At 70.2% G+C, this 23,347-nt stretch carries 22 protein-coding genes; 15 read left to right on the forward strand and 7 right to left on the reverse strand.

The genetic code is table 11. The annotated features are described in order from the left end of the window. Positions 1-31 precede the first annotated feature (31 nt). Positions 32-1,690: a coiled-coil domain-containing protein gene (locus tag BZB76_RS34775; RefSeq protein ID WP_170180635.1), complete on the reverse strand. Its 1,659-nt coding sequence runs from the start codon at positions 1,688-1,690 to the stop codon at positions 32-34. 354 nt (positions 1,691-2,044) lie between these two features. Here BZB76_RS34775 and pip point away from each other — a divergent pair, with 354 nt between their 5' ends. From pip to BZB76_RS14280, 11 genes are all read left to right on the forward strand, one after another. Continuing rightward, a complete protein-coding gene (gene pip, locus BZB76_RS14230; RefSeq protein ID WP_121434853.1) occupies positions 2,045-3,013 on the forward strand; it encodes a prolyl aminopeptidase in 969 nt (322 codons plus the stop codon). A gap of 625 nt (positions 3,014-3,638) precedes the next feature. After that, positions 3,639-4,187 (forward strand): diaminobutyrate acetyltransferase, encoded by a 549-nt coding sequence (ectA, locus tag BZB76_RS14235; protein WP_121434854.1) that lies wholly within the window; start codon positions 3,639-3,641, stop codon positions 4,185-4,187. A gap of 50 nt (positions 4,188-4,237) precedes the next feature. Further along, positions 4,238-5,500, forward strand: a complete 1,263-nt coding sequence (gene ectB / locus BZB76_RS14240; RefSeq protein WP_121434855.1) for a diaminobutyrate--2-oxoglutarate transaminase — start codon at positions 4,238-4,240, stop codon at positions 5,498-5,500. 79 nt (positions 5,501-5,579) lie between these two features. After that, on the forward strand, positions 5,580-5,975 hold the full coding sequence (locus BZB76_RS14245; RefSeq protein ID WP_121434856.1) for an ectoine synthase: 396 nt from the start codon (positions 5,580-5,582) through the stop codon (positions 5,973-5,975). Continuing rightward, on the forward strand, positions 5,972-6,880 hold the full coding sequence (gene thpD, locus BZB76_RS14250) for an ectoine hydroxylase (protein ID WP_121434857.1): 909 nt from the start codon (positions 5,972-5,974) through the stop codon (positions 6,878-6,880). The genes BZB76_RS14245 and thpD overlap by 4 nt, the downstream gene beginning before the upstream one ends. A gap of 101 nt (positions 6,881-6,981) precedes the next feature. Beyond that, positions 6,982-7,875: an ectoine/hydroxyectoine ABC transporter substrate-binding protein EhuB gene (gene ehuB / locus BZB76_RS14255; protein ID WP_121435475.1), complete on the forward strand. Its 894-nt coding sequence runs from the start codon at positions 6,982-6,984 to the stop codon at positions 7,873-7,875. A 3-nt stretch (positions 7,876-7,878) separates the two neighbouring features. Beyond that, entirely contained in the window at positions 7,879-8,598 is a 720-nt protein-coding gene (gene ehuC, locus BZB76_RS14260; RefSeq protein WP_121434858.1) for an ectoine/hydroxyectoine ABC transporter permease subunit EhuC, read from the forward strand. Continuing rightward, positions 8,598-9,251, forward strand: coding sequence for an ectoine/hydroxyectoine ABC transporter permease subunit EhuD (ehuD, locus tag BZB76_RS14265; protein WP_211343013.1), 654 nt, complete (start codon positions 8,598-8,600; stop codon positions 9,249-9,251). Before ehuC ends, ehuD begins: the two co-directional genes overlap by 1 nt. Further along, positions 9,238-10,110 carry an ectoine/hydroxyectoine ABC transporter ATP-binding protein EhuA gene (gene ehuA, locus BZB76_RS14270; RefSeq protein ID WP_121434859.1) on the forward strand — a complete coding sequence of 291 codons (873 nt, stop codon included), beginning with the start codon at positions 9,238-9,240 and terminating at the stop codon, positions 10,108-10,110. The genes ehuD and ehuA overlap by 14 nt, the downstream gene beginning before the upstream one ends. Before the next feature lie 127 nt (positions 10,111-10,237). Beyond that, the gene (locus BZB76_RS14275) at positions 10,238-10,834 is read left to right on the forward strand and encodes a TetR/AcrR family transcriptional regulator (protein WP_121434860.1); all 597 of its coding nucleotides are present in this window, start codon (positions 10,238-10,240) and stop codon (positions 10,832-10,834) included. After that, positions 10,831-11,742 carry an SDR family oxidoreductase gene (locus tag BZB76_RS14280; RefSeq protein WP_121434861.1) on the forward strand — a complete coding sequence of 304 codons (912 nt, stop codon included), beginning with the start codon at positions 10,831-10,833 and terminating at the stop codon, positions 11,740-11,742. The genes BZB76_RS14275 and BZB76_RS14280 overlap by 4 nt, the downstream gene beginning before the upstream one ends. Positions 11,743-11,751: 9 nt before the next feature. Here the strand turns inward: BZB76_RS14280 and BZB76_RS14285 are convergent, their stop codons facing one another. The 3 genes from BZB76_RS14285 to BZB76_RS14295 are packed head-to-tail and all read right to left on the reverse strand — an operon-like array spanning position 11,752 to position 14,382. Further along, a complete protein-coding gene (locus BZB76_RS14285) occupies positions 11,752-12,720 on the reverse strand; it encodes a CapA family protein (protein ID WP_121434862.1) in 969 nt (322 codons plus the stop codon). A gap of 58 nt (positions 12,721-12,778) precedes the next feature. Further along, positions 12,779-13,813 carry an SGNH/GDSL hydrolase family protein gene (locus BZB76_RS14290; protein ID WP_121434863.1) on the reverse strand — a complete coding sequence of 345 codons (1,035 nt, stop codon included), beginning with the start codon at positions 13,811-13,813 and terminating at the stop codon, positions 12,779-12,781. A gap of 56 nt (positions 13,814-13,869) precedes the next feature. Further along, the gene (locus tag BZB76_RS14295; RefSeq protein WP_246006945.1) at positions 13,870-14,382 is read right to left on the reverse strand and encodes a GNAT family N-acetyltransferase; all 513 of its coding nucleotides are present in this window, start codon (positions 14,380-14,382) and stop codon (positions 13,870-13,872) included. A gap of 519 nt (positions 14,383-14,901) precedes the next feature. Between BZB76_RS14295 and BZB76_RS14300 the strand changes: the two genes are divergently transcribed. Continuing rightward, positions 14,902-15,477: a hypothetical protein gene (locus BZB76_RS14300; RefSeq protein ID WP_246006946.1), complete on the forward strand. Its 576-nt coding sequence runs from the start codon at positions 14,902-14,904 to the stop codon at positions 15,475-15,477. Positions 15,478-15,833: 356 nt separating this feature from the next. On the opposite strand, the gene uvrB is transcribed toward BZB76_RS14300, so the two are convergent. Both uvrB and BZB76_RS14310 read right to left on the reverse strand, forming a co-directional pair. After that, a complete protein-coding gene (gene uvrB / locus BZB76_RS14305) occupies positions 15,834-17,960 on the reverse strand; it encodes an excinuclease ABC subunit UvrB (protein WP_121434865.1) in 2,127 nt (708 codons plus the stop codon). Positions 17,961-18,053: 93 nt separating this feature from the next. Continuing rightward, positions 18,054-19,205, reverse strand: a complete 1,152-nt coding sequence (locus BZB76_RS14310; protein WP_121434866.1) for a sensor histidine kinase — start codon at positions 19,203-19,205, stop codon at positions 18,054-18,056. Positions 19,206-19,389: 184 nt separating this feature from the next. Here BZB76_RS14310 and BZB76_RS14315 point away from each other — a divergent pair, with 184 nt between their 5' ends. The 3 genes from BZB76_RS14315 to BZB76_RS14325 are packed head-to-tail and all read left to right on the forward strand — an operon-like array spanning position 19,390 to position 22,095. Then, positions 19,390-20,409 carry a hypothetical protein gene (locus BZB76_RS14315; RefSeq protein WP_121434867.1) on the forward strand — a complete coding sequence of 340 codons (1,020 nt, stop codon included), beginning with the start codon at positions 19,390-19,392 and terminating at the stop codon, positions 20,407-20,409. A gap of 46 nt (positions 20,410-20,455) precedes the next feature. Next, positions 20,456-21,238 (forward strand): hypothetical protein, encoded by a 783-nt coding sequence (locus BZB76_RS14320; protein ID WP_211343014.1) that lies wholly within the window; start codon positions 20,456-20,458, stop codon positions 21,236-21,238. Beyond that, positions 21,235-22,095, forward strand: coding sequence for an inositol monophosphatase family protein (locus tag BZB76_RS14325; RefSeq protein WP_121434868.1), 861 nt, complete (start codon positions 21,235-21,237; stop codon positions 22,093-22,095). Before BZB76_RS14320 ends, BZB76_RS14325 begins: the two co-directional genes overlap by 4 nt. Positions 22,096-22,102: 7 nt before the next feature. On the opposite strand, the gene BZB76_RS14330 is transcribed toward BZB76_RS14325, so the two are convergent. Then, positions 22,103-23,326 (reverse strand): ArsB/NhaD family transporter, encoded by a 1,224-nt coding sequence (locus BZB76_RS14330; RefSeq protein WP_246006947.1) that lies wholly within the window; start codon positions 23,324-23,326, stop codon positions 22,103-22,105. Positions 23,327-23,347: the final 21 nt, after the last annotated feature.

The raw sequence follows: 23,347 nt of genomic DNA on the forward strand, positions 1-23,347 counted from the left end.
GTGGTGTCGTTGCGTGCAAGCCCCTCATCCCTCAGGGGCCGAAGGAGGAGGGCAGTGCGTTAGATCCAGCGGGCATGATCGTGCGGAGTTGGCGGGTCAGTTCGTCGATCAGGGAGCGGGCCTGGTCGGCGGCGTTGCGGGCGGCGTCGCGTTCCTGGGAGAGTTCGGCGATCTGGGCGCGCTGTTCGGTGACGGCCTGGGCTAGTTGGTCGACCCACTGGTCGCGTTCGGCGAGCTTCTCGGCGATGGCGTCGCGTTCGGCGGCCAGTTGCCGCATGGCGGCGACGGTCTTGTCGCGTTCGCGGCCCGCCTGGTCGGCGCGGCCGCGGGCCAGGGTCAGCTCGGACTCGGCGCGGGCCTGGGCCTGGACGGCGGCCTCACGGGCGCGTTCGGCGGTCTCCCGGGCCTTGGCGTTGCCGTCGCGTTCCCGTTCGGCCTTCTTGGCGGCTTCCAGGGACTGGGCGGCTGCGGCGAGGGCCTGCTGGCGTTCGGCCTCGGCGGCGTCGGCGCGCGCGGCGGCGTCCTTGGCGCGGCGGTCGGCGTCCTGCGCCCGGCGGTCGGCGTCCTGGGCGCGGCGCTCGTTCTCCTGGGCCCGGCGCTCGGCGATCTCGGCGCGGCGCCGGGACTCGTCGGCCTCCTTGCCCGCGGCGACGACGGCGTGCTGGAGGTTCTGCGCGGTCATCTCGGCGTCGGTGAGCTTGGCGCGCAGGGCGGACAGTTCGGCGTGCGCGGCCTCCAGCCCGCGGGACAGCTCCGCGGCCTGCTCGGCGACGCGGTCGCGTTCGGACTCGGCGGAGCGGCGCCCGCCGACGGCGTCCTCGACGGCGCGCAGCGCGTCGTCGCGGGCCTCGCTCATGGCGTCGCGCTGCTGGATGGCCTGCCGGACGGTGGCCTCGGTCTCGGCGACGCGGCGCTCCGCCTGTTCGACCTGCGCCTGAACCTGCTCCAGTTGCGCGCGGGCCTGGTCGGCCTGGGCGCGGGCCTGGTCGGCCTGGACCCGTCCCTGCTGGGCCTGGTTCCACGCGGCGGCCGCGTCGCGCTGCGCGTTCTCCTTCTCCGTCTGGAGGGCGGCGATCTGCGCGACCGCCTCCTTCTGGACGTCGGCGGCGCGGCGGTCGGCCTCGGCGAACTGCCGCTCGGCCTCGACGGCGCGGCGTTCGGCCTGCTCGGCCTGCCCACGGGCACGCTGCACCTCACCCCACGCGGCCGCGGCGTCGCGCTGCGCGGACTCCTTCTCCGCGGTGACGGCGGCGACCTGCGCGGCGCTCTCGTTCTGGGCCTCGACGGCGCGGCGTTCGGCCTGCTCGGCCTGCCCACGGGCACGCTGCACCTCACCCCACGCGGCGGCCGCGTCGCGCTGCGCGGACTCCTTCTCCGCCGTGACGGCGGCGACCTGCGCCGCGATCTCGTTCTGCGCCTCGCTGACCTTGCGTTCTCCGGCGGCGAGCGCGTCGCCGATGAGGTCGGCCATCTGGCGGAGTCGCTCGACGATGTCCCACGGCTGGGCCTCGGGCTGCTCGACCTCGGTGCGCGCGGTGTCGCCGCCCGGCTTGGACAGCTGGATCGGCTGCTGGGCGGCGGGCACGGGCGTCGTCTCGGACGCGCGGCCCGGGTCGCGGCCCAGGGCGGGCCAGGGGGACGCGGCGTCCGGGAGCCCGCGGGCGCCGCCCGATCCGTTCAGCTCGCTCACTGCTCTGCCCGCCTCGCGGCGCGGAGCCCCGCGGCCCCGCTCATCGTGGTGCCCGCGTTCCTCGCCCGACGGCGCGTCATCTCGCTCACGTGTCTCCTCGCCCGGCGGCGCCCGGCCGTGTTCGCGGGGGTGGGTGTGCACATCTCGATCGCTCCGCTACCGGCCCTGAGCCTCGTCGCTTCGCTCACTGAAGGCACTCTAGCCCCGACCAGCGGAGCGTTTGCCCAGTTTGGGGTTTGCTTTCCCGACGGTCGCGGGGTGTTCGCGCACGCAGGAGGCCTGGTCGGGGGTGGAACGGGCCGTCCGGCGGTGCCGTGGGTCACATCCGGCGGGCGGGTGGGAGAATCGCCGTCCATGGACCTTCGCACCCTGTACCCGCCGATCGAACCGTACGATTCCGGGCTGCTCGACGTCGGTGACGGTGACCAGATCTATTGGGAGGTGTGCGGCGCTCCCGACGGCAAGCCCGCGGTGATGGTGCACGGCGGCCCCGGCGGGGGATGCAGCCCCGCGCACCGGCGCCAGTTCGACCCGGAGGCGTACCGGATCGTCCTGTTCGACCAGCGCAACTGCGGGCGCAGCCTGCCGCACGCGAAGGATCCCGAGGTGTCGCTGGAGGCGAACACCACCTGGAACCTGGTCGCCGACATGGAGAGGCTGCGCGAGCATCTGGGGATCGACCGGTGGCAGGTCTTCGGCGGGAGCTGGGGCAGCGCGCTGTCGCTGGCGTACGCGCAGACGCATCCGGATCGGGTGACCGAGCTGGTGCTGCGGGGCATCTTCACCATGCGGGCGTTCGAGCTGTACTGGTTCTACCAGGAGGGCGCCTCGCTGCTCTTCCCGGATCTGTGGGAGAAGTTCGTCGAGCCGATCCCGGAGGACGAGCGGGACGACCTCATGACCGCGTTCCGCGAGCGGCTGGAGTCCCCGGACCGGGACGTGCGGATCGCCGCGGCCAAGGCGTGGGCGACATGGGAGGGGTCGACGGTCACGCTCCTGCCCGACCCGGATCTGACCGCCGGGTTCGGTGAGCCCGACTACGCGGTGGCGTTCGCCCGCATCGAGAACCACTACTTCGTCAACGGAGGGTTCTTCGAGGAGGGGCAGCTGATCCGGGACGTGGACAAGATCCGCCACATTCCGGCGGTCATCGTCCAGGGCCGCTACGACGTGTGCACGCCGGTCGCGACCGCGTGGGACCTGCACCGCGCGTGGCCTGAAGCGGACTTCCACATCGTGGACGACGCCGGGCACGCCTACAGCGAACCGGGGATCCTGCACCGTCTGATCGAGGCGACCGACCGATTCGCCGGGAAGCCCTGAACGGATCCGCCCGGGCGGGTGGCCAGGACGGGCCGCCCGCCCGTGCACCCTAAGCGGACGGACCACAACCTCGGGGTGGACTTGACCGAAAAAGGGGTCGAAATCCGGTTTCAGTGTTGCATTCCAGGCCATCAATGGGCGGCCGAAATGTCGCAAAACTTACTTTTGAGCTACCCATGCATTACCGTTCCGCCGGTAAACAGGCCCCTTGTCGGTAAGCCGAGTCGACCTCACAGAACACGCGTCGGCACCGTGGTCCGCACCCGCATCGGCGCACTCACGAGCGGACGACCTCGTCCGATGCGACGTGACGTCCGCCGCACCCGACCCGTTGACATGAAATCCGAGTGACTTACCTCACACAACCGATACACAAATTGGCTCCCACCGCCACGACGGAACATTAAGGTGGCGTTCAGGTAGCGTCCTGGCAGGGCCGCGGCCGAGGTCGGCAGTACCTCCTGCGTAACACGGGAAATAGCGAACAAGTGCCGTCGTGAACCCGCCCAGAATTGCACCGAATTCGGCAAAGCCATTAACCCTACCCAGGGTGGCGCGTCGCTAAACATCCCGCCGATAACATTACTCTGCGATCACGGCACGAGATTCGCTAAGTTGCCTGGACATGGCAACGCAACCCCTGGAAAGACCGACCCGACGCCCCGGCGCGAACGAGACGAACGCGGACGTGCAACTCCAGGAGCCTAACCTCGCCGACGGCCCAGAGCTATGGCGTCTGGCCCGCGACTCACGAGTGCTGGACGTCAACTCTCCTTACAGCTACACGCTCTGGTGTCGCGATTTCGCGGACACTTCCGTGGTGGCACGCGAGGACGGTGTTCCCTGTGGATTCGTCACCGGATACGTCCGCCCGTCCCGACCCGACACGTTCTTCGTGTGGCAGGTCGCGGTCGGTCCCGACCACCGGGGCCGCGGCCTCGCCCACCGCATGCTCGACCGTCTCGCCGACCGGCTCGCGCCTCGTGGCCACCGGTTCATGGAGGCCACGGTCACGCCGGACAACGCCGCTTCCACCGCCATGTTCGAGGCGTTCGCCCGTGGCCGTGGCTGCGAGGTCACCCGCAGCCCGCTCTTCGGCTCCGAGCACTTCCCCGAGAAGGGACACGCGCCCGAGGTGCTCTACCGGATCGGCCCGATCGTCCGTGGGAACTGACCCTCCACCCGCCTGTCCGCCGCCCACAGCTACCTGCCTGGAGGCAGAAAATGGACGTCTTCGACCGTATGGAATCGGAAGTCCGCGGCTACTGCCGAGGTTGGCCCACGGTGTTCACCACCGCGCGTGGCAGCCACATGACCGACGAGCACGGCAAAACCTACCTCGATTTCTTCGCCGGTGCTGGAACTCTCAACTACGGGCACAACAACCCTCAGCTGAAACAGCGCCTGCTGGACTATCTGAGCCGTGACGCCATCGTTCACAGTCTCGACATGTACACCGCGGCCAAACGAGAGTTCCTGGAACGATTCAGCGAGTACGTTCTGCGGCCCCGGGGTCTCGACTACAAGGTTCAGTTCCCCGGTCCGGCGGGCAACCACGCGGTCGAGGCCGCGTTGAAACTCGCGCGCAAGTGCACCGGCCGCGAGACCGTTGTCAGCTTCACCAACGCCTTTCACGGGATGACGCTCGGTGCCCTCGCGGTCACCGGGAACTCCATGAAGCGCACCGGGGCCGGCGTGCCGCTCGGCCACGGCGTCGCGATGCCGTACGACAACTACCTGGACGGCCGGACCCCCGACTTCCTGCTGTTCGAGACGATGCTGGACGACAGCGGCAGCGGCCTCGACAAGCCCGCCGCCGTGATCGTGGAGACCGTCCAGGGCGAGGGCGGCGTCAACGTCGCCACCGCCGAGTGGCTGCGCGGCCTGCAGGACCTGTGCCGCCGCCACGACATCCTCCTCATCGTCGACGACGTGCAGATGGGCTGCGGCCGCACCGGCCCGTTCTTCAGCTTCGAGGAGGCGGGGATCGTCCCCGACATCGTCTGCCTGTCCAAGTCCCTCAGCGGCTACGGCCTGCCGTTCGCGGTCACGCTGATGAAGCGCGACCTGGACGTGTGGGACCCGGGCGAGCACAACGGCACCTTCCGCGGCTTCAACCCCGCGTTCGTCACCGCCGTCGCCGCGCTGGAGACCTACTGGACCGGCGACGGCATGGAGAAGGAGACCGTCGCCAAGGGCCAGCAGGTCCAGTCGGCGCTGGAGTCGATCGCGTTGCGGCACGCCGGCGCCGTCGACGGCGTCCGCGGCCGGGGGCTCGCGTGGGGCCTGGTGATGAGCGACCCCGACATGGCGCCGCAGGTGTGCAACGAGGCGTTCCGGCGCGGGCTGTTGATGGAGACCTCGGGCCCGGAGAGCGAGGTGGTCAAGCTGCTGCCGCCGCTCACCACGACCGAGGAGGAACTGGACCGCGGTCTGGAGATCATCGCGGACTCGCTGGAGGCCGTCCGCCAGAAGGTCAGCGTCTGACCCCGCCGGCCATGCCGCCCGGCGCGCCGGCCCTCCCTTCCCACGGGCCCGGCCGGGCACATCCGAAAAGAGGAGATTCATGATCGTTCGTTCCCTTGACGAGATCATCGGCACCGAACGCGACGTGCAGGCACCGACCTGGTCCAGCCGCCGGTTCGTGCTCGCCAAGGAGGGCGTCGGCTTCTCGCTGCACGAGACGATCCTGTACGCGGGCACCGAGACGAAGATGTGGTACGCGAACCACGTCGAGGCCGTCTACTGCATCGAGGGCTCGGGAGAGCTGACCAACGACGAGACCGGCGAGAAGCACAAGATCGAGCCCGGCGTCATGTACCTGCTGGACGGTCACGAGCACCACACGCTGCGCGCTCACACGGACGTGCGGACCGTCTGCGTGTTCAACCCGCCCTGCACCGGCAGGGAGGTCCACGACGAGAACGGGGTGTATCCGCTGCTGACCGAGGAGGACGCGTGAGCATCATCGAGTCCCACCCGACCATCGACGACGCCTACCCGACCCGCAAGGGCGCCGAGGCGGCCCTGCTGTACCGGCAGGACCCGGTGGTGTACGGCGGTGTCGGGGACGGTCCGGTCGACGAGGCCGCCCTCCACGGGTTCGAGGCGAACGGTTTCCTCACCGTCGACGAGCTGCTCGCCCCGGAGGAGGTCGAGGACTACCGCGCCGAACTGCGCCGGCTGTCCTCGGACCCGCGGATCCTCGCCGACGAGCGCACCGTGACCGAACGCGGTTCGGACGAGGTTCGCTCCATCTTCGAGATCCACAAGATCAGTGAGGTGTTCGCCGGGCTCGTCCGCGACCCCCGCGTCGTCGGCCGGGCCCGGCAACTTCTCGGCTCGGAGGTTTACGTCCATCAGAGCCGGGTCAACTACAAGCCAGGATTCACCGGTAAGGATTTCTTCTGGCACTCGGACTTCGAGACCTGGCACGCGGAGGACGGCATGCCCCGGATGCGCGCTGTGAGCATATCCATCGCGCTGACGGAGAACTTCGTGCACAATGGCGGGCTAATGATCATGCCTGGTTCGCACAAGACCTTCGTGGCGTGCGTCGGGGAGACCCCGGACGACCACTACAAGGAGTCTCTGCGGGGCCAGGAGATCGGGACGCCTGACCCGGCCAGCCTGTCGATCCTCGCCGACAAGCACGGGATCGAGCTGTTCACCGGGCCCGCCGGCTCGGCCACCATGTTCGACTGCAACTGCATGCACGGCTCGAACGGGAACATCACCCCGTTCCCGCGCTCGAACGTGTTCATCGTGTTCAACAGCGTCGAGAACACCTGCGTCGAGCCGTTCTCGGCCCCCGCACCGCGTCCGGAGTTCATCGGTGCCCGCGACTTCACTCCCGTGGGCGGCTGAATGATCACAACAATTCGATAACCCGACGTCAATCCCCGCGCCCGCCGGGGGGCTCAGGCCCCTCCTGGCGGGCGCGGAGTCACACATCCAGGAGTTCAATGATGACTTCCTCGAGACGCGACTTCCTGCGCACCGCCGTGCTGCTGTCCGCCGCGGTACCGCTGGCCGCGGCGGGCTGCTCCACGACGGACCCGGAGGAGGAGCGCTCCGGCGGGGGAACGCTGCAAAAGGCCAGGGACGCCGGGTCGATCACGGTCGGGTTCGCCAACGAGGCGCCCTACGGCTACACCGACAAGTCCGGCAAACTGACCGGGGAGGCGCCCGAACTGGCCCGCGCCATCTTCAAAAGGCTCGGGATCGACGAGGTCAAGGGCGTCCAGGTCGACTTCGGCGGGCTGATCGGCGGCCTCAACGCCCGGCGGTTCGACGCGATCGCCGCGGGTATGTTCATCACCCCGGAGCGCTGCGCCTCGGCCGCGTTCGCGAACCCAGAGTACGTCGCCAAGAGCGCCTTCATGGTGCCCGAGGGCAACCCGAAGGGCCTCAAGACCTACACCGACCCGGGCAAGAAGGGCGTCAAGGTCGGGGTACTGCAGGGCGCCGTCGAGGCGGACTACGCGGCCAAGACCGGCGTGGCGAAGGGCGACATCATCTCCTTCCCCGACCAGCCGAGCGCCTACGAGGGGCTGAAGTCCAAGCGGGTCGACTGCATCTGGCTGACCCGCATCTCGCTCGCCGACCTGCTGGCCAAGCACCGGGGCGAGGGCTTCGAGGTGACCGAGGCGTTCACCCCGGTGATCGACGGCAAGGAGCAGTTCGGCGCGGGCGCGTTCGTGTTCCGCAAGGCGGACGGCGAGCTGCTGAACGCCTGGAACGCCGAACTCGCCAAGCTGAAGCAGGAGAACGGGCTGCTGCCGATCCTGCAGCCGTTCGGCTTCACCCAGGCGGAGATGCCCGGACCGGACGACACCGCGGCCAAGTTCTGCAAGGCCTGATCCGTGTCCACCGTCCTGGACAGCTACGAACAGTGGCTGGACGGCGCGTGGGTGACCGTCCAGCTCACCGTCTACGGCTGCGCGCTGGCGCTGGTGCTCGCCCTGGCCTTCGGCCTGGCGGGCACCAGCCGCCGCCGGTGGGTGCGCGTACTGAACCGGATCTACGTGGAGTTCTTCCGCGGCACGGCGACCCTCGTCCTGCTGTACTGGTTCTTCTACGCGCTGCCCCTCGTCGGCCTCAAGATCACCTCACCGATGATGACGGCGGTGCTGGCGCTCGGCCTGAACGTCGGCGCCTACGGCGCGGAGGTGGTGCGCGGCTCGATCAACGCCGTGCCCAAGGCGCAGTACGAGGCGACGGTCGCGCTGAACTTCACGCCCTTCCAACGAATGCGGCGCGTCCTGCTCCCCCAGGCGTTCGCGCTCATGCTGCCCCCCTTCGGAAACCTCGTCATCGAGCTGATGAAGGGCACGGCCATCGTCTACACCATCGGCATGGTCGACCTGACCAAGGTCTCGAAGAACATCCAGGGCTTCTCCGGTGAGACGGTCGCGCCCTTCCTGGCGGTCCTGGTCCTGTACTTCGTGATCGCCCAGGTGCTGCAGCTGTTCATCCGCTACGCCGAGTGGCGGGTCGACCGCATGCTCGGCCGCCGCCCGTCCCGCGAACCGTCGGTGTCGACGGTCGCGGCCGGCGCGCCCGGAGCGGGGGTGAGCGGCTGATGGACTGGAACTGGGACTTCACCTGGGAGATCCTCCCCGACCTGCTGGAGGGGCTGCGCACCACCGTCATCGCGACACTGCTCGGCTACGTGATCGCGCTGGCCCTCGGCCTGGTCTGGACGCTGCTGCGCCGCTCGCCCTTCTGGATCCTCAACCAGACCGTCCGGTGGGTCACCGAGTTCATCCGGTCGACGCCGCTGATCCCGCAGCTGTTCTTCGTGTTCTACGTCCTGCCGTCCTGGGGGCTGACCATCGGTCCCCTCACCGCCGGGATCATCACCCTCGGCATCCACTACTCGACCTACACCGCCGAGGTGTACCGGGCCGGGATCGCCGACGTCCCGAAGGGGCAGTGGGAGGCGTGCACGGCGATCAACCTGCCGAGATCGCGGATATGGCTGGACGTGATCCTCCCGCAGGCGATCCGCCGGGTGATCCCGACGCTCGGCAACTACCTCATCGCGATGTTCAAGGACTCGCCGATGCTGTTGGTGATCAATGTCTCCGAGGTGCTCCTCGTCGCCTACAAGGAGGGCGGACGGACCTACCAGTACCTGGAGCCCATCACCGTGGTCGGCGTCCTGTTCGTCGTGGTCAGCGTGATCTCGTCGATACTCGTCCGCCGTTTGGAGAGGCGCTATGCCACCACCTGACACGACAGCCGAATCCCCCACGCCCGAGGAGTCCGGCGGGGCGACGACAGCGAAGTCCGGCGGGGCGTCGACGAAGCCACCGCACGGCGCCGCGCCCGGCATCCGCTTCGAGAAGGTGGTGAAGCGGTTCGGCGACAACGTGGTGCTCCGCGAACTCGACTTCACCGTGGCGCCGGGCGAGCGGGTGACCCTCATCGGGCCGAGCGGGTCGGGCAAGACCACCATCCTGCGGTTGCTGATGACGCTGGAGAAGCTCGACGAGGGCCTCATCTGGATCGGCGACGAGACGCTGTGGCACATGAAACGCGGCGACAAACGCGTCCCGGCGAACCAGAAACACCTGCACGAGATGCGCAAGCAGGTGGGCATGGTGTTCCAGCAGTTCAACCTGTTCCCCAACATGAACGTGCTGCGCAACCTCACCGAGGGGCCGATGCGGGTGCTGGGGTTGTCCAAGGACGAGGCGGTCGAGCGCGCCCGCGGCCTCCTGGACATGGTGGGGCTCGCCGACAAGATCGACGCTCATCCGTCCCGGCTGTCGGGCGGCCAGCAGCAGCGCGTCGCGATCGCGCGGGCGCTCGCCATGCAGCCGAAGGTCCTGCTGCTGGACGAGGTCACCTCGGCCCTGGACCCCGAGCTCGTCGTCGGTGTCCAGGACCTGTTGCGCGACATCGCCCGGCAGAGCGACCTGACGCTGCTGTGCGTCACCCACGAGATGACGTTCGCCAGGGACATCTCCGACCGGGTCCTGATGTTCGACCAGGGCCAGATCGTCGAGGAGGGGCCACCGGACCAGATCTTCGGTGAGCCGTCCGAGCAGCGAACCCGGGACTTCCTGCAGGCCGTCCTGGCGACCTGACGGGGGGTTCCGGCCCGTCCGCCCGCGTCCCCGTCGCCTCGGGGGCGCGGGCGGTCCGCGTTCCCGACGGTGGGAGCGTGTTAGGCTATTAGTAAATGTACGTTCATTTATTAATGTGGGAGGGTCGATGGCGGGGCGGCCACGCGGGGTCGACGACTCGGTGATCCTGCGGGCGGCGGTCGAGGTGATCGGGCGCGTGGGCCCGGCCGGGCTCACGCTCGCGGCGGTGGCCGACGAGGTGGGGCTGGTGCCGGGCACGCTCGTCCAGCGGTTCGGGTCCAAGCGCGGGCTGCTCCTGGCGCTGGCCGTCCGGGCCGTCCAGGACGCGGGCACGCTGCACGAGCGGGTGCGCGAGAGGCACGAGTCGCCCCTGGCCGCACTGCGAACGCTCGCCGTCGATTCGATGGCGGACGTCAGCACTCCGCAGACCTACGCCAACCATCTGGCGTTCCTGTGCATGGACCTCACCGACCCGGAGCTGCACGAACACGCGCTGGCCGTCCACCAGACCCGCGGGCGGGCCATCGAGACGCTGCTGCGGGCGGCGGTGTCCACCGGTGAGCTACGGGACGGAACGGACACCACGGCCCTCGCCGGGACCGTCCAGACCGCCATCGCCGGAGCCGGGCTCACCTGGGCGCTCGACCGCCGGGGCACGCTCCCCGAACGGCTCCGGGAACAGATCGACACCGTACTGGCGCCCCACACCCGGAGGAGGACATGACCATGCGGAAAGGACCGCTGAGCGACGCCGTGGCCCTGGTCGCGGGCGGCACCCGAGGCGGCGGACGGGGCATCGCCGTCCAGCTCGGGGCCGCGGGCGCGACCGTGTACGTCACGGGCCGCAGCAGCGGCTCGCGCCGCTCCCACCTCGGACGGCCGGAGACCATCGAGGAGACCGCCGAACTCGTCACCGCCGCGGGCGGGGAGGGCATCGCCGTCCGCACCGACCACAGCCGTCCGGACGAGGTCCGCGCACTCGTCGACCGGATCGCGGCGGAGCGCGACGGGCGTCTCGACGTGCTCGTCAACTCCGTCTGGGGCGGCGACCCGCTCACCGACTGGACGCATCCGCTGTGGGAACAGGACCTCGACGACGGGTTCCGGCTCCTGCGGCAGGCGGTGGACACCCACGTGATCACCAGCCGGTTCGCCCTGCCGCTGATGGTCGCGCGGGGCCGGGGACTGGTGGTCGAGGTGACGGACGGGAACACCGCCCGCTACCGGGGCTCGTTCTTCTACGACCTGGCCAAGTCGACGGTGATCCGGCTGGCCGTGGCCCAGGCCGCGGAACTGAAGCCCCACGGCGTCGCGGCCGTCGCCCTCACCCCCGGGTTCCTGCGGTCGGAGGCCGTCCTGGACCACTTCGGCGTCACCGAGGACACCTGGCGGGACGCCGTCACCGAGGACCCGCACTTCGCCTACTCCGAGACCCCCGCCTACCTCGGCCGGGCAGTCGCCGCCCTCGCCGCCGACCCCGACGTCATGGCCAAGACCGGCCGGGCCCTCGCCACCTGGGGCCTCTACAAGGAGTACGGGTTCACCGACCTGGACGGCACGCAGCCCGACTTCGCCGCCCACTGGGCCGAAGCCCTCGTCGACGAGTACGGGCCGCTCGGCGATCCCCTGTGACGACCCCGGTCAGACGGGCGCGTCGATGACCAACCGGTCGCCACGCGCGTCGACGTTCGTGCCGAACGCCGCGCACGCGCGGGTGAAGCGTTCGGCGATCCACCGGTGGTCGGCGCCTTCGGCCAGGCGGGTGTGGCAGTGGTCGAGGCGCAACGGCACCGCCTCGATCCGGGACGGGCCCGCCCGGTCCAGCGTGACCAGGAACAGCAGCCCGAGGTCGTTGCGGAGGACCTCGTCCACGGCGTAGTCGTCGATGAAGTCGCCCATGTCGAAGATGACCGGCCAGGCCACGCCGTGGAAGACGTGCGCCGAACTCCCCGCGACGAGCGTCGCGCCCGCGTCCAGCAGCGTCCGCGCCGCGCGCCGCACATGGCGGAGCGGCTCCCACGTCATGTTCGGGCCCCAGTGCGGCAGGACGAGCACGACATCGTTGCCCGCGCGGAGCCGCCGGACCCGCTCCACCAGATCGTCGGGCACTCCCCGCTCCAACTCGACGAACGCGACACCCGGACGCCCCGGCCCCGCGGCGAAGTCGGACGGGTGATCGGTGACGCCCACCACCGCGACCCGCACTCCCCCGGCCTCCAGGACGACGCTCCGCCGCGCCGCCTCCTCGTCCGGTCCGGCGCCGACGCTCCGCACACCCGCCCGGTCCAGATGGTCGAGCGTGTCGTCCAGTGCGTCCGGGCCGTAGTCGAGCGCGTGGTTGTTGGCAAGCGTCACACAGTCCACGCCAAGGTCGGTGAGCGCCTCCACCGCCACCGGAGGCGCCCGGAAATGGAAGGGTTTGCCCGGCGCCTCCCACCGGCGGCCCCGGACGGACACGCAGCACTCCAGATTCAACACGGCGAGGTCGGCCTCGGCGAACACGTCGCGCACGCCCCTGGAGAAGAGCCCGCGCGGGCCGAACGCGGCGATCTCCTCCGCCACGCCGCGTCCGAGCATGGTGTCCCCGGCGAGCGCCATGGTGACGGCCATCGGTCCCCCCTCGGATCGACGGGACTTCCGCCCTCCACCCTACGAACCGCGTGCACCATTAGGAGAGCGGGCGACCCGGCCCCTTCTTGACCTGCTCGACGAACAGCCGGGCCAGGGCCTGCTGCCCGGCGATGGTCGGGTGGTAGCTGCGCGGCTCCGCCACGAACGCGGGCAGGTTCACCAGCAGACCGTTCATGTAGGCGTCCCTGCTGCCGACCTCGTGCCCCGCGAACGCGCTGTAGGCGTCGACGAACTCCACACTGCCCTGGCCGCGCCGGGCGGCGATCCGCGCGTCGGCCTCCTCGGCCGACTGGCGGATCAACCGGCCGAGGTCATACGCCCGCGCGTTCAGCCAACGCTGGTCGGCCACGGTGATGTTGTCGCCGTCCACGCCGTCGACCTCGGAGAACGCCTTCGGATAACCCATGAGGATCACCCGTGCCCGCGGGGCCCGCGCGGTGATCTGTCCGATCAGATCGGGCAGGGTCCGCCGGAGCACGGCCATCCGTTCGGCGACGTCCTCGCCCTGCCGGATACAGCTCTTGCTCCACGGCAGTTTGATGACGCAGCCCGCCAGGACCCGGGAGAACCCGACATCGTTGCCGCCGATGCTCAGGGTGACCAGGCTCGTCTCGGGGCCGATGCGTCCGAGCTGCGCGGGCTCCCCGCCCCGCCCCTTCAGGAAGTCGGGGATGGTGGCACCGGAGCAGGCCCAGAACGCGCTGCCCCCCGCGAACCGGAACGCCCGCGAGACCTCGTGGTAGTACGCCTTCGACGTGCGGTGACACCGGTCGAGCGGGTTCTTGTCCGCCACGCTCGCCTCCGCGCCGAGCCCCGCCGAGTACGAGTCACCGAGCGCCACGTACGCCCCCCGCGTCGCCGCTTCGACCGGCGTGGGCGCCTTCCTGGCCACGACCGGATCGGCGCGCACCTCCGGCACAGGCTCGGGACAGCCGCCGCCGAACACCTCGCACCGCGTCGCCGGCAACACCGCGAGCGGCACGACGGCCAGCGCCAGCAACCCCACGAGCAGGGCGACGCCGAGCCCACGCTCACCGAGGCGGCCTCGAACCCACGTCACCGGGTTATGCATCGTCCTCCTTCGCGTCCAAGAGCGAGACGCCCGAAACGCCGCACCGGTTCCGCCCTTTACATTGTAGATCTTTTCCCGTTGTCAGTGGGCGCCCACATCACGACCCGCACCCCCAATTCATGCAGCCCGGCCTTGATCTCGGCGTCCCAGTGCGCCCGGATCCCCGGACCCCACCGCTCCGCGGGCAGTTCGGCGAATCCGTGCCGGGCGTACCAGGGCCCGTTCCACGGGACGTCCCGGAACGTCAGCAGACTCACCCCCGGCGCGCCCGCAGCCCTCGCCTTGACCGCGTCCAACAGCCGGGTGCCGATCCCCCGGCCGACCAGGTCGGCGCGCACCGAGATCTGCTCCAGATGCACCGCCCCGTCGACCTCGTCCACCGCCGCGAAGCCCACCGGCGGATCCCCGGCCACCAAGATCTCTCCACCCTTGTCGACCATGTCGTCCACCACGGCCGGACCGGGCGGGAACACGATTCCGACCGCGGCGAACATCGCGTCGCCGGAGTGCTCGATCGCCGACAGCCCCGACAGATCCACCGGACGCGCCATCCGAACCCCGTACTCCACCCCATGATCGTAAGTCGTCCGCGGCGGACCGTCCCCACCCGTAAGGCGACTCAGACGCCCAGGCTCGCGCACCCTTCCGTCCCCACCCCACGGACACACCGTATTCACCCACACAGGGGAGACGGATCCCACGCACGAGGGAGGCCAGACACCACCCCCGAGCCCTTCACTGGCCTTGACCGACTCAAAACGAAGGGCTTCCGCAGTGAAGAACAACCTCGTGGCGATCGTGCGGCGGGCGCATGGACGAACGATCGAAAACGCCCCTCGACGGACACTGATGAAGGCCAACACCACCGACATTCTCCCGGCCCCCTCACGGGCCCGGAACAGCACAGAACGAAGGGTCGGCGCAGTGACGAACAACCTCGTGGCGATCGTGCGGCGGGCGCATGGACGAACGATCGAAAACGCCCCTCGACGAACACTGATGAAGGCCAACACCACCGACCCCACCGCCCTGACATCCTCCCGGCCCCCTCACGGGCCCGGAACAGCACAGAACGAAGGGTCGGCGCAGTGACGAACAACCTCGTGGCGATCGTGCGGCGGGTGCATGGGCGGACGGTTGAGGACGCGCCTCGGTGGGCGGTGATCGCGGCCTATGCCGCGAGCCTCATCGTGCTGCCGTCCTGTCTCTGGCGGATCGCGCTCGGGTTCGGCGCTCCGATCGGTCCGTTCACGGGTGACACCGGTGACATGAGCGGGGACCTGCCCGGTTGGGTGCCGGTGTGGGCCTACACGCTTCTGTTGAGCATCGTCAGCGAGGCGTTGGCCTTCCTGGCGGTCGGGCTGGTAAGCCAGTGGGGCGAAGTGTTCCCCCGGTGGGTCCCGCTGCTGCGTGGACGCCGGGTGCCGACGCCGACGGCCGTGATTCCCGCGGGTTTGGGCGCCGCCGTACTGACGGTTGGGTCCCTTGCGTCGGTGCCCGGGTTCGACGAGTTCTCCGCGCCGGACGGTGGCACGGTCCATCTCGAAGGATGGAGGCTCGGTCTGTTCGTCGTGTCCTACGGCCCGCTGGTGCTCTGGGGGCCGCTGCTGGCCGTCGCGACCGTCGCTTACTACCTCCGGCGGACGCGGACGCCGCTCTCGTGAAGCTCCGGCCAATCGGCCGGAGGCCGAGGAGTGAGCCTCCGGCCTGGCGGCGCAGGCCAACGATGGCCGACTACTCGACGTGCTGTCTCGCGTCGACGGCACGAAGGGCGGGGCCAAGCCGCCTGATCAACGTAGCGCCCCGGAGGTGCCTGGTCGGGCGCCGTTTCGACGGCCCGACCAGGCATTGTCCCGGTTACAGGTACGGGCGGGTGATCAGCTCGATCGCGTGACCGGCGGGGTTTTTGAAGTACCCCCCCGGGCATGGACGCGGCCTGGTCCGCTTTCGAGGCGGCCCGTGTGCGTGCCTTGCTGGGCGCTTTCCCCGATTCGGTCAGGTCAGCGGTCTTGGCCGGTGGTCATTTGACGCCGGCCTCCTTCATTTCGCGGAGTTCGCGTTTGAGTTCCTTGACCTCGTCGCGAAGGCGGGCGGCGAGTTCGAACTGGAGGTCGGCGGCGGCCTGGTGCATCTGGGCGGTCATCTGCTCGATCAGGGCCTCCAGCTCCTCGCGGGGGCGTTCGCCGACGAGGTCGGCGGCGTGGCGGCCGACCTCGCCGCCGCGCGCCGAGCGGGAGGCCAGGCCGGGGACGGGGGCCTTGCCGCGGCTCTGCTGGCGTCCGGCGCCGCCGATGAGGGTCTCGGTGTCGGCGTCCTCACGGGCGAGGGAGTCGAGGATGTCGGCGATGCGCTTGCGGAGCGCCCGCGGCTCGATGCCGTGCTCGGCGTTGTAGGCCTGCTGCTTGGCGCGGCGGCGGTTGGTCTCCTCGATCGCGCGTTCCATGGACGGCGTGACCGTGTCGGCGTACATGTGGACCTGGCCGGACACGTTGCGGGCCGCGCGGCCGATCGTCTGGATCAGCGAGGTCTCGGAGCGCAGGAAGCCCTCCTTGTCGGCGTCCAGGATCGCGACCAGGGACACCTCGGGCAGGTCGAGGCCCTCGCGGAGCAGGTTGATGCCGACCAGGACGTCGAACTCGCCGGCGCGCAGCTCGCGGAGCAGCTCGATGCGGCGCAGCGTGTCGACCTCGCTGTGCAGGTAGCGGACCTGGATGCCGAGTTCGAGGAGGTAGTCGGTGAGGTCCTCGGCCATCTTCTTGGTCAGGGTGGTGACCAGGACGCGCTCGTCCCGGTCGGCGCGTTCGCGGATCTCGTGGATGAGGTCGTCGATCTGGCCCTTGGTCGGCTTCACGACGATCTCGGGGTCGATGAGGCCGGTGGGGCGGATGACCTGCTCGACGACGTCGCCCTTGACGCGGTTCATCTCGTAGGAGCCGGGCGTCGCGGACAGGTAGACGGTCTGGCCGATGCGGTCGAGGAACTCCTCCCACTTGAGGGGACGGTTGTCCATCGCGGACGGCAGCCGGAACCCGTGCTCGACGAGCATCCGTTTGCGGGACGCGTCGCCCTCGTACATCGCCCCGATCTGCGGGACGGTCTGGTGGGACTCGTCGATGACGAGGAGGAAGTCCTCCGGGAAGTAGTCGAGGAGGGTGTTGGGGGCGCTGCCGGGGCCTCGGCCGTCGATGTGCCGGGAGTAGTTCTCGATCCCGGAGCAGGTGCCGACCTGCCGCATCATCTCGATGTCGTAGGTGGTGCGCATCCGCAGGCGCTGCGCCTCCAGCATCTTGCCCTGCCGTTCCATCACGGCGAGGGTGTCGGCCAGTTCGGCCTCGATGTCGGCGATGGCCCGCTCCATGCGCTCGGGCCCGGCGACGTAGTGGGAGGCGGGGAAGACGTACAGCTCCTCGTCCTCGGTGATCAGTTCGCCGGTCAACGGATGCAGCGTGGCGAGCTTCTCGATCTCGTCGCCGAACATCTCGATGCGGACGGCGAGTTCCTCGTACTGCGGGATGATCTCGATGGTGTCGCCGCGGACGCGGAACGTGCCGCGGGTGAACGCCAGGTCGTTGCGGGTGTACTGCATGCCGACGAGCTGCCGGAGCAGATCGTCGCGTTCGATCTCCTGCCCGACGGTGAGGCGGACCATGCGGTCGACGTACTCCTGCGGGGTGCCGAGGCCGTAGATGCAGGACACGGACGCGACGACCACGGTGTCGCGGCGGGTGAGCAGCGAGTTGGTCGCCGAGTGCCGCAGCCGGTCGACCTCGTCGTTGATCGAGGAGTCCTTCTCGATGTAGGTGTCGGTCTGCGGGATGTACGCCTCGGGTTGGTAGTAGTCGTAGTACGAGACGAAGTACTCGACGGCGTTGTGCGGCATCATCTCGCGGAGTTCGTTGGCGAACTGGGCGGCGAGCGTCTTGTTCGGCTGCATGACCAGGACGGGCCGCTGCACCTTCTCCACCAGCCACGCGATCGTGGCGGTCTTTCCGGTGCCGGTGGCGCCGAGCAGCACCGAGTCCTTCTCGCCCGCCTCGACCCGGGCGGCGAGTTCGGCGATCGCCTGCGGCTGGTCGCCCGACGGCGTCATCTCGGTGACGACCTCGAACGGCGCCACGCGCCGCCGCAGATCAGTGATCGGCCGCATTCGTCGCCCCTCCCTCATGATCGGTTTCGTTCGGTGGTCCCCCGCTGCGTCCCAACACTACGCACACCCTCCGACATTCCGTATCGACGCAGGTCAGGACGCGGGAAGCGGGATCCTCGCACGGACGGCGTAGCCGCCCCCGTCGGGGCCGGCCTCGAAACTGCCGCCGAGGGCGGTGACGCGTTCGCGGAGACCGACCAGGCCGTTCCCGCCGCTCGGCAGCCGGTGGTCGGGTCCGGCGACGGGCCGATCGTTGGCGATCTCCACCTCGATGGCCTCGGGGAGCAGGTCGAGGCCCACCCGGGTGTCGGCGGAGCCCGCGTGCTTGTGGACGTTGGTGAGCGCCTCCTGGACGAGGCGGTAGACCGTCCGTCCGACGGCGATGGGCATGGGACGTTCGTCCCCGCGGATCGACAGGTCGACGCGCAGGCCCGCCGCGCCGGACTGCCCGACGAGTTCGCGGACGTGCGCGAGGGTCACGGCCTCCTGGGGCAGCGCCTCCTCGCCCTGACGCAGGACGCCGATGACGTGGCGGAGCTCCTCCAGCGCCTGCCGCCCCATGTCACCGATGACGGAGGCCGTCTCGGCGGCCCGGGACGGGTCGCGGACGGCGATCGCCTTGAGCGCCCCGGCGTGCACGACCATGACGCTGATCCTGTTGGCGACCACGTCGTGCATCTCCCGGGCGATGCGGGTGCGCTCCTCTCCCCGCGCGCGTTCGGCGAGGAGGTGCTGTTCCCGTTCGAGACGCGCCGCCCGTTCCTGGAGGGACGCCAAGAGCTGTTTCCGCGCTCCCATGTACAGGCCGAGCAGGACCGGGACGGCGATGAGCGCGATGCCGGAGATCGCCTGCACGGCGAACGGCTCCGTCCCCGCCGTCGGCGCGGGGAAGGCGAGCAGGACGACGTAGCAGGCGACCGCGAGCACCAGAACGGTTCGACGGGACGAGGTGTACGCGGCGAGCGAGTACAGGACGACGAGGGGGGCGAACGCGCCGCCACCGGTGATAGTGCCGACGACCAGGACGAACACCGTGAGGTGGACGGGGTAGACGCGCCTCACGACCAGGGACAGACCGATGAGGACGCTGCTCGCCGCGGTGACGGGCGGCGGAAGCCAGAACTCCTGTTTCGCGAACCACAGGAAGGTGCCGTCGCCCACGGCGAGTGCCAGCGCGATCAGGACGTCGAACGCCCGTGAGCGCGGCGAAGGCCACGCCGTCGACCACCAGCCCCGCACACGCATGCGTCGAGCCTATAGCGACCGTTGGGCGGCCAAGGACGTCCAGGTGGGGAGGGTGACGGCCGCCGTCGGGGCGGTTCGCGCGGCGAGACACGCGATTTCGTCCCGTCCGCGGGACTATCCCGCGCTCCGGCGGCTGTGGTTACGATGACGACGCCGCCGGACGAGGACGGGACGACTACAGAACATGGGCCGCTTCGCCAACTGGCTCGGGAAGAACGCCGACGCCGTGATCGCGCTCGTGCTGGCCATCGTGGTCGCGGTGATCGGTCTCGGGGTGCAGCTGGAGAACGAGGCAGAGATCACCAACAGCGCGATCCTCGCCGTGATCGGTCTGCTGGCGACATCGGTGCTCCGCGACCGCGGGCGCCGCGCCCCCGTCGAGGCGGAGGTGCGCGACACGCTGCGGGCGTCGTCGTCCACCCTGGACGATCTGAGCGGCAGGCTCACGCACATCGAGGGGTTCGAGAACGTCCTGTCCGACACCAAGCGGGCCCTGGACGAGAGCACGGTCGTCCGCGTCATCAACGGCGTGCAGGTCGCACAGGTCCTCGAAGAGGCCCGCCGCGACACCGACCGGTGGTTCTTCAAGGGCGGGACCGGCACCTACATCAGGGCGCGGACGCTTCCCGAGTGCGTGGCGACGGCCCGGCGGGAGCGCCGGACGCTGCTGTTCCGCCTGGAGATCCTCGACCCCACCGACGTGGAGGTGTGCGAGGCGTACGCGCGGCACCGCCGTTCGGTGTCGGACGGCCCGGACGCGACGGGCGAGCCGTGGACGCTGGAACGCACCCGCAAGGAGGCGTACGCCACGATCCTGGCGGCGTGCTGGCACAAACAGCGGTTCGCGATGCTCGACATCGACATCGGCCTGGCACGGACGATGACGACGCTGCGCTACGACCTGGCGGCGTCGCGGGTCGTGGTCACGCGGGACGACCCGCGCGGTGAGGCGCTGGTCGTCGACAGCACCAAGTTCTATTACAGCTGGGTGAGCGCGGAGCTGCAGACCAGCCTGGACCAGGCGCGCCGCGTCCCCATCGAGCAGGCGAGGCTGGCGCCGCTGGACGACGAGCCCACGGTCGAGGAGGTCCGCAAGCTCTTCGAGGTGATCGGGATCGATCTCGCCCGCCACTACACCGACCGCGACGTCATCGAGATCATCCGCAAGGCGCTGCGGGCCAAGGACCCCTACGAGAGACCGTGAACCACCAGAGCCCCTGATCCACGAGAGACCGTGAACGGGTGACCGGGTGAGGTACGAGGAGATCCGCCGGGAGATCGACGCGGGAACGGCGGCGCGGACGCTGCCGGAATGGGCCGGGCGTGTCCTGGACGACGTCGCGGCGGGCCGTTCCGCCGTCCCGGCCGTGCGTCACCCCTTGGGGTTCGTGTGCCTTCCGGTGGAGCGCGACGGAGATCTCGGCGTGTGCCTGCACATCTGGACGCCCGAGGTGAGTCCGGCGCCGTCCACGACGTCGCCGGTGCACTGCCACAGCTGGGACCTGCTCAGCTTCGTCCTGTACGGGACGGTCCGGAACGTACGCATGGACGTCCGGGCAGGGGCGGCTCCCGGAGAGGCGACACGGCAGATCTTCGAGGTCGTCAGCCGGGGCGACGTGGACGAGCTGCGGGCCACCGGACGCCTCGTCCGCCACTCCCCCGGCCGCTCCAGCACGCATCGCACCGGTGACTCGTACACGCTCCCGGCGGGCGTGTTCCACACCACGCTGATCGAGGGCGGCCTGGAGGCGGCGACGGTCGCGCTCGGGCGCGAGACGCCCGGTGGCGGCGACCTGTCGCTCGGCCCGCTCGACGCGCCCACGCACCGGGTGCGCCGCTCGCGCTCCGACCCGGCCGACACCGTGCGCGCGCTGCGGCGCTCCGCCCGGCGCATCGCGGCCGCGCATCCCGAGTCCGCGCATCCCGCGTCCGCGCATCCCGCGTCCGCGCGCGCGTGCGCGGCGGCGCCGTTCGGGGCCCGCTGTGGCTCGCCGGCGGGCCGGCCACCGGATCCGACTGGAGAGGCCCCATGAGCCCCCTGCCGCCGTCGTCGGCCCGTCCGGTCGATCTGTCCGCGGCCCGCCGTGTGGCCGTGGACGCGGCCGAGGCCGCGGGCGCCCTGCTCAGCGCCGGTGTGGCCGGGCCCCTGACGGTACGGGCGAAGGGCACGGCCGGGGACGTGGTGACCGATCTCGACATGGCCGCCGAGAAGGTGATCCTGGGACGGCTGCGGGCGGCGTATCCGGGGCATCGCATCATCGCCGAGGAGTCCGGGATCCTCGACGGCGCGCCGGGTGAGGAGATGGTGTGGCTCGTCGATCCGCTCGACGGCACCAACAACGTGGCGATCGGCATGCCGGTGTACGCGGTGGGCCTGGCGTTGTGCGCGCGCGCCGAGCCGGTACTGGGCGTCGTTCACGACCCGGTGACGGGACGGACGTGGTCGGCGGTGCGGGGTGAGGGCGCCGTCGGGCCCGACGGCGCCTCGCTGAGGCTCGCGGGCCGTCCCCGGCCGGAACGCGAGGGCAACCCCGTCCTGGCGTGGACGCAGGGGCATCAGGTCTCAGCGGGCGACCCGGTCGCGATGGGCCTCCGGTCCGCGCTGGAGGGACGATGCGCGCGGATGCTCCAGCTCTGGGCGCCGCTGGTCGCGTGGACGATGCTGGCGCGCGGCGACATCGACGGGATGGTCGGCTACCTGCCCGAGATCGTGGACCTTCCGGCGGGGGCGCTGCTGGCCGCCGAGGCGGGCGCGGAGTTCCGGCGCCTGGACGGGCGGCCGTATCGCCTCGGCATCGACCGTCCCGCGTCCGAGCTCGGTTTCGTCGCGGCACGCCCGGAACTGCTCGACCGTCTCCTGGCCACCACGAAGAAGTTCCAGGACGGCTAGCGAACCGTCACCCGGTCAGTAGCAGCGTGGGGACGGCGGCCGCACAGCCCGCCACGGCCAGAACCGTCCCGGTGACGACGAACTTGCGGATGGGCACGCGGACGTCCCAGCGGCGGCACCATTCGAACCACAGCAGCGTGGCCAGCGATCCCCACGGCGTGATGACGGGCCCCACGTTCGCGCCGATGAGCAGTGACAGGAGCTGGTCCTTGTTGGACGCGGGAACGGCGGACTCGCCCGCCACATAGGCGGGCAGGTTGTTGAGGACGTTCGACAGTCCGGCACCTGAGAACGCGGCCCGGAACGCCCCCGCGACGCCGTCGTCTCCGCCCACCAGGGCGCGCATGGCGTCGTCCAGACCGAACCGTTCGAGCGTGGGCACGACCAGGAACAGGCCCGTGACGAACACCATCAGCTGCCACGGGATCAGCGCGGGACGCAGCGCCGACCGGTCGCGGACGACGAAGGCCGCCACGGCGACGGCGGCGGCGACCGTCGCGGCGACGCCGAGCTGGATCCCGGTGTGCACGCCCCCGAGAATCGCGCCGATGAAGACCAGGCACGCCAGCCCGGTCGCGGAGAACAGCACACGGTCCTTGACAGGGGCGGGTTCCGGCGGGTCGTAGGAGTCCGCGCCGCGCATCCGCCGCCGCCAGTAGAACACCCACAACAGCGCCATCGTGACGGCCAGGACCGCCAGTTGCGGCGCCCACATGCGGGCGGCGAACGCGCGGGTCTGCAACGCGACCCGGTCGGCGGCGAGCAGGTTCGTCAGATTCGAGACGGGCAGCAGGAGGCTGGCCGTGTTGGCGAGCCACACCGTCGTCATCGCCAGCGGCAGGGTCGCGATGTGCGCGCGCGCCGCGAGCGCCAGCATGACCGGGGTCAGCAGCACGGCCGTCGTGTCCAGGTTCAGGAAGATGGTCGTGGCCGACGCGAACGCCACGCAGAGCAGGAACAGCGCGACATAGTTGCCGCGCCCGGCCCGCGCCATCCGCTGCGCGATCGCGTCGAAGACCCCGGCCTCTTTGGTGAGTTCCGCCAGGACGATGACGCTGAACAGGAAGAGCAGCAGGGGCGCGACCCGTTCGAGGCTGGAACGCGCCGTGTCGGCGGGCAGCAGCCCGGTGGCGACGAACACGACACCGACGGCGAGGACGCCGATACGGATCCAGTCGAGAACGCCCAGCGCGCGCGCCGCACGGTGCGCGAACTCGATCCGGGGTGACACGCGCGCAATGATCCCATAGGT

Origin of the sequence: Actinomadura pelletieri DSM 43383 (genome assembly GCF_003634705.1) — a bacterium.
Taxonomy (GTDB): Bacteria; Actinomycetota; Actinomycetes; order Streptosporangiales; family Streptosporangiaceae; genus Spirillospora; species Spirillospora pelletieri.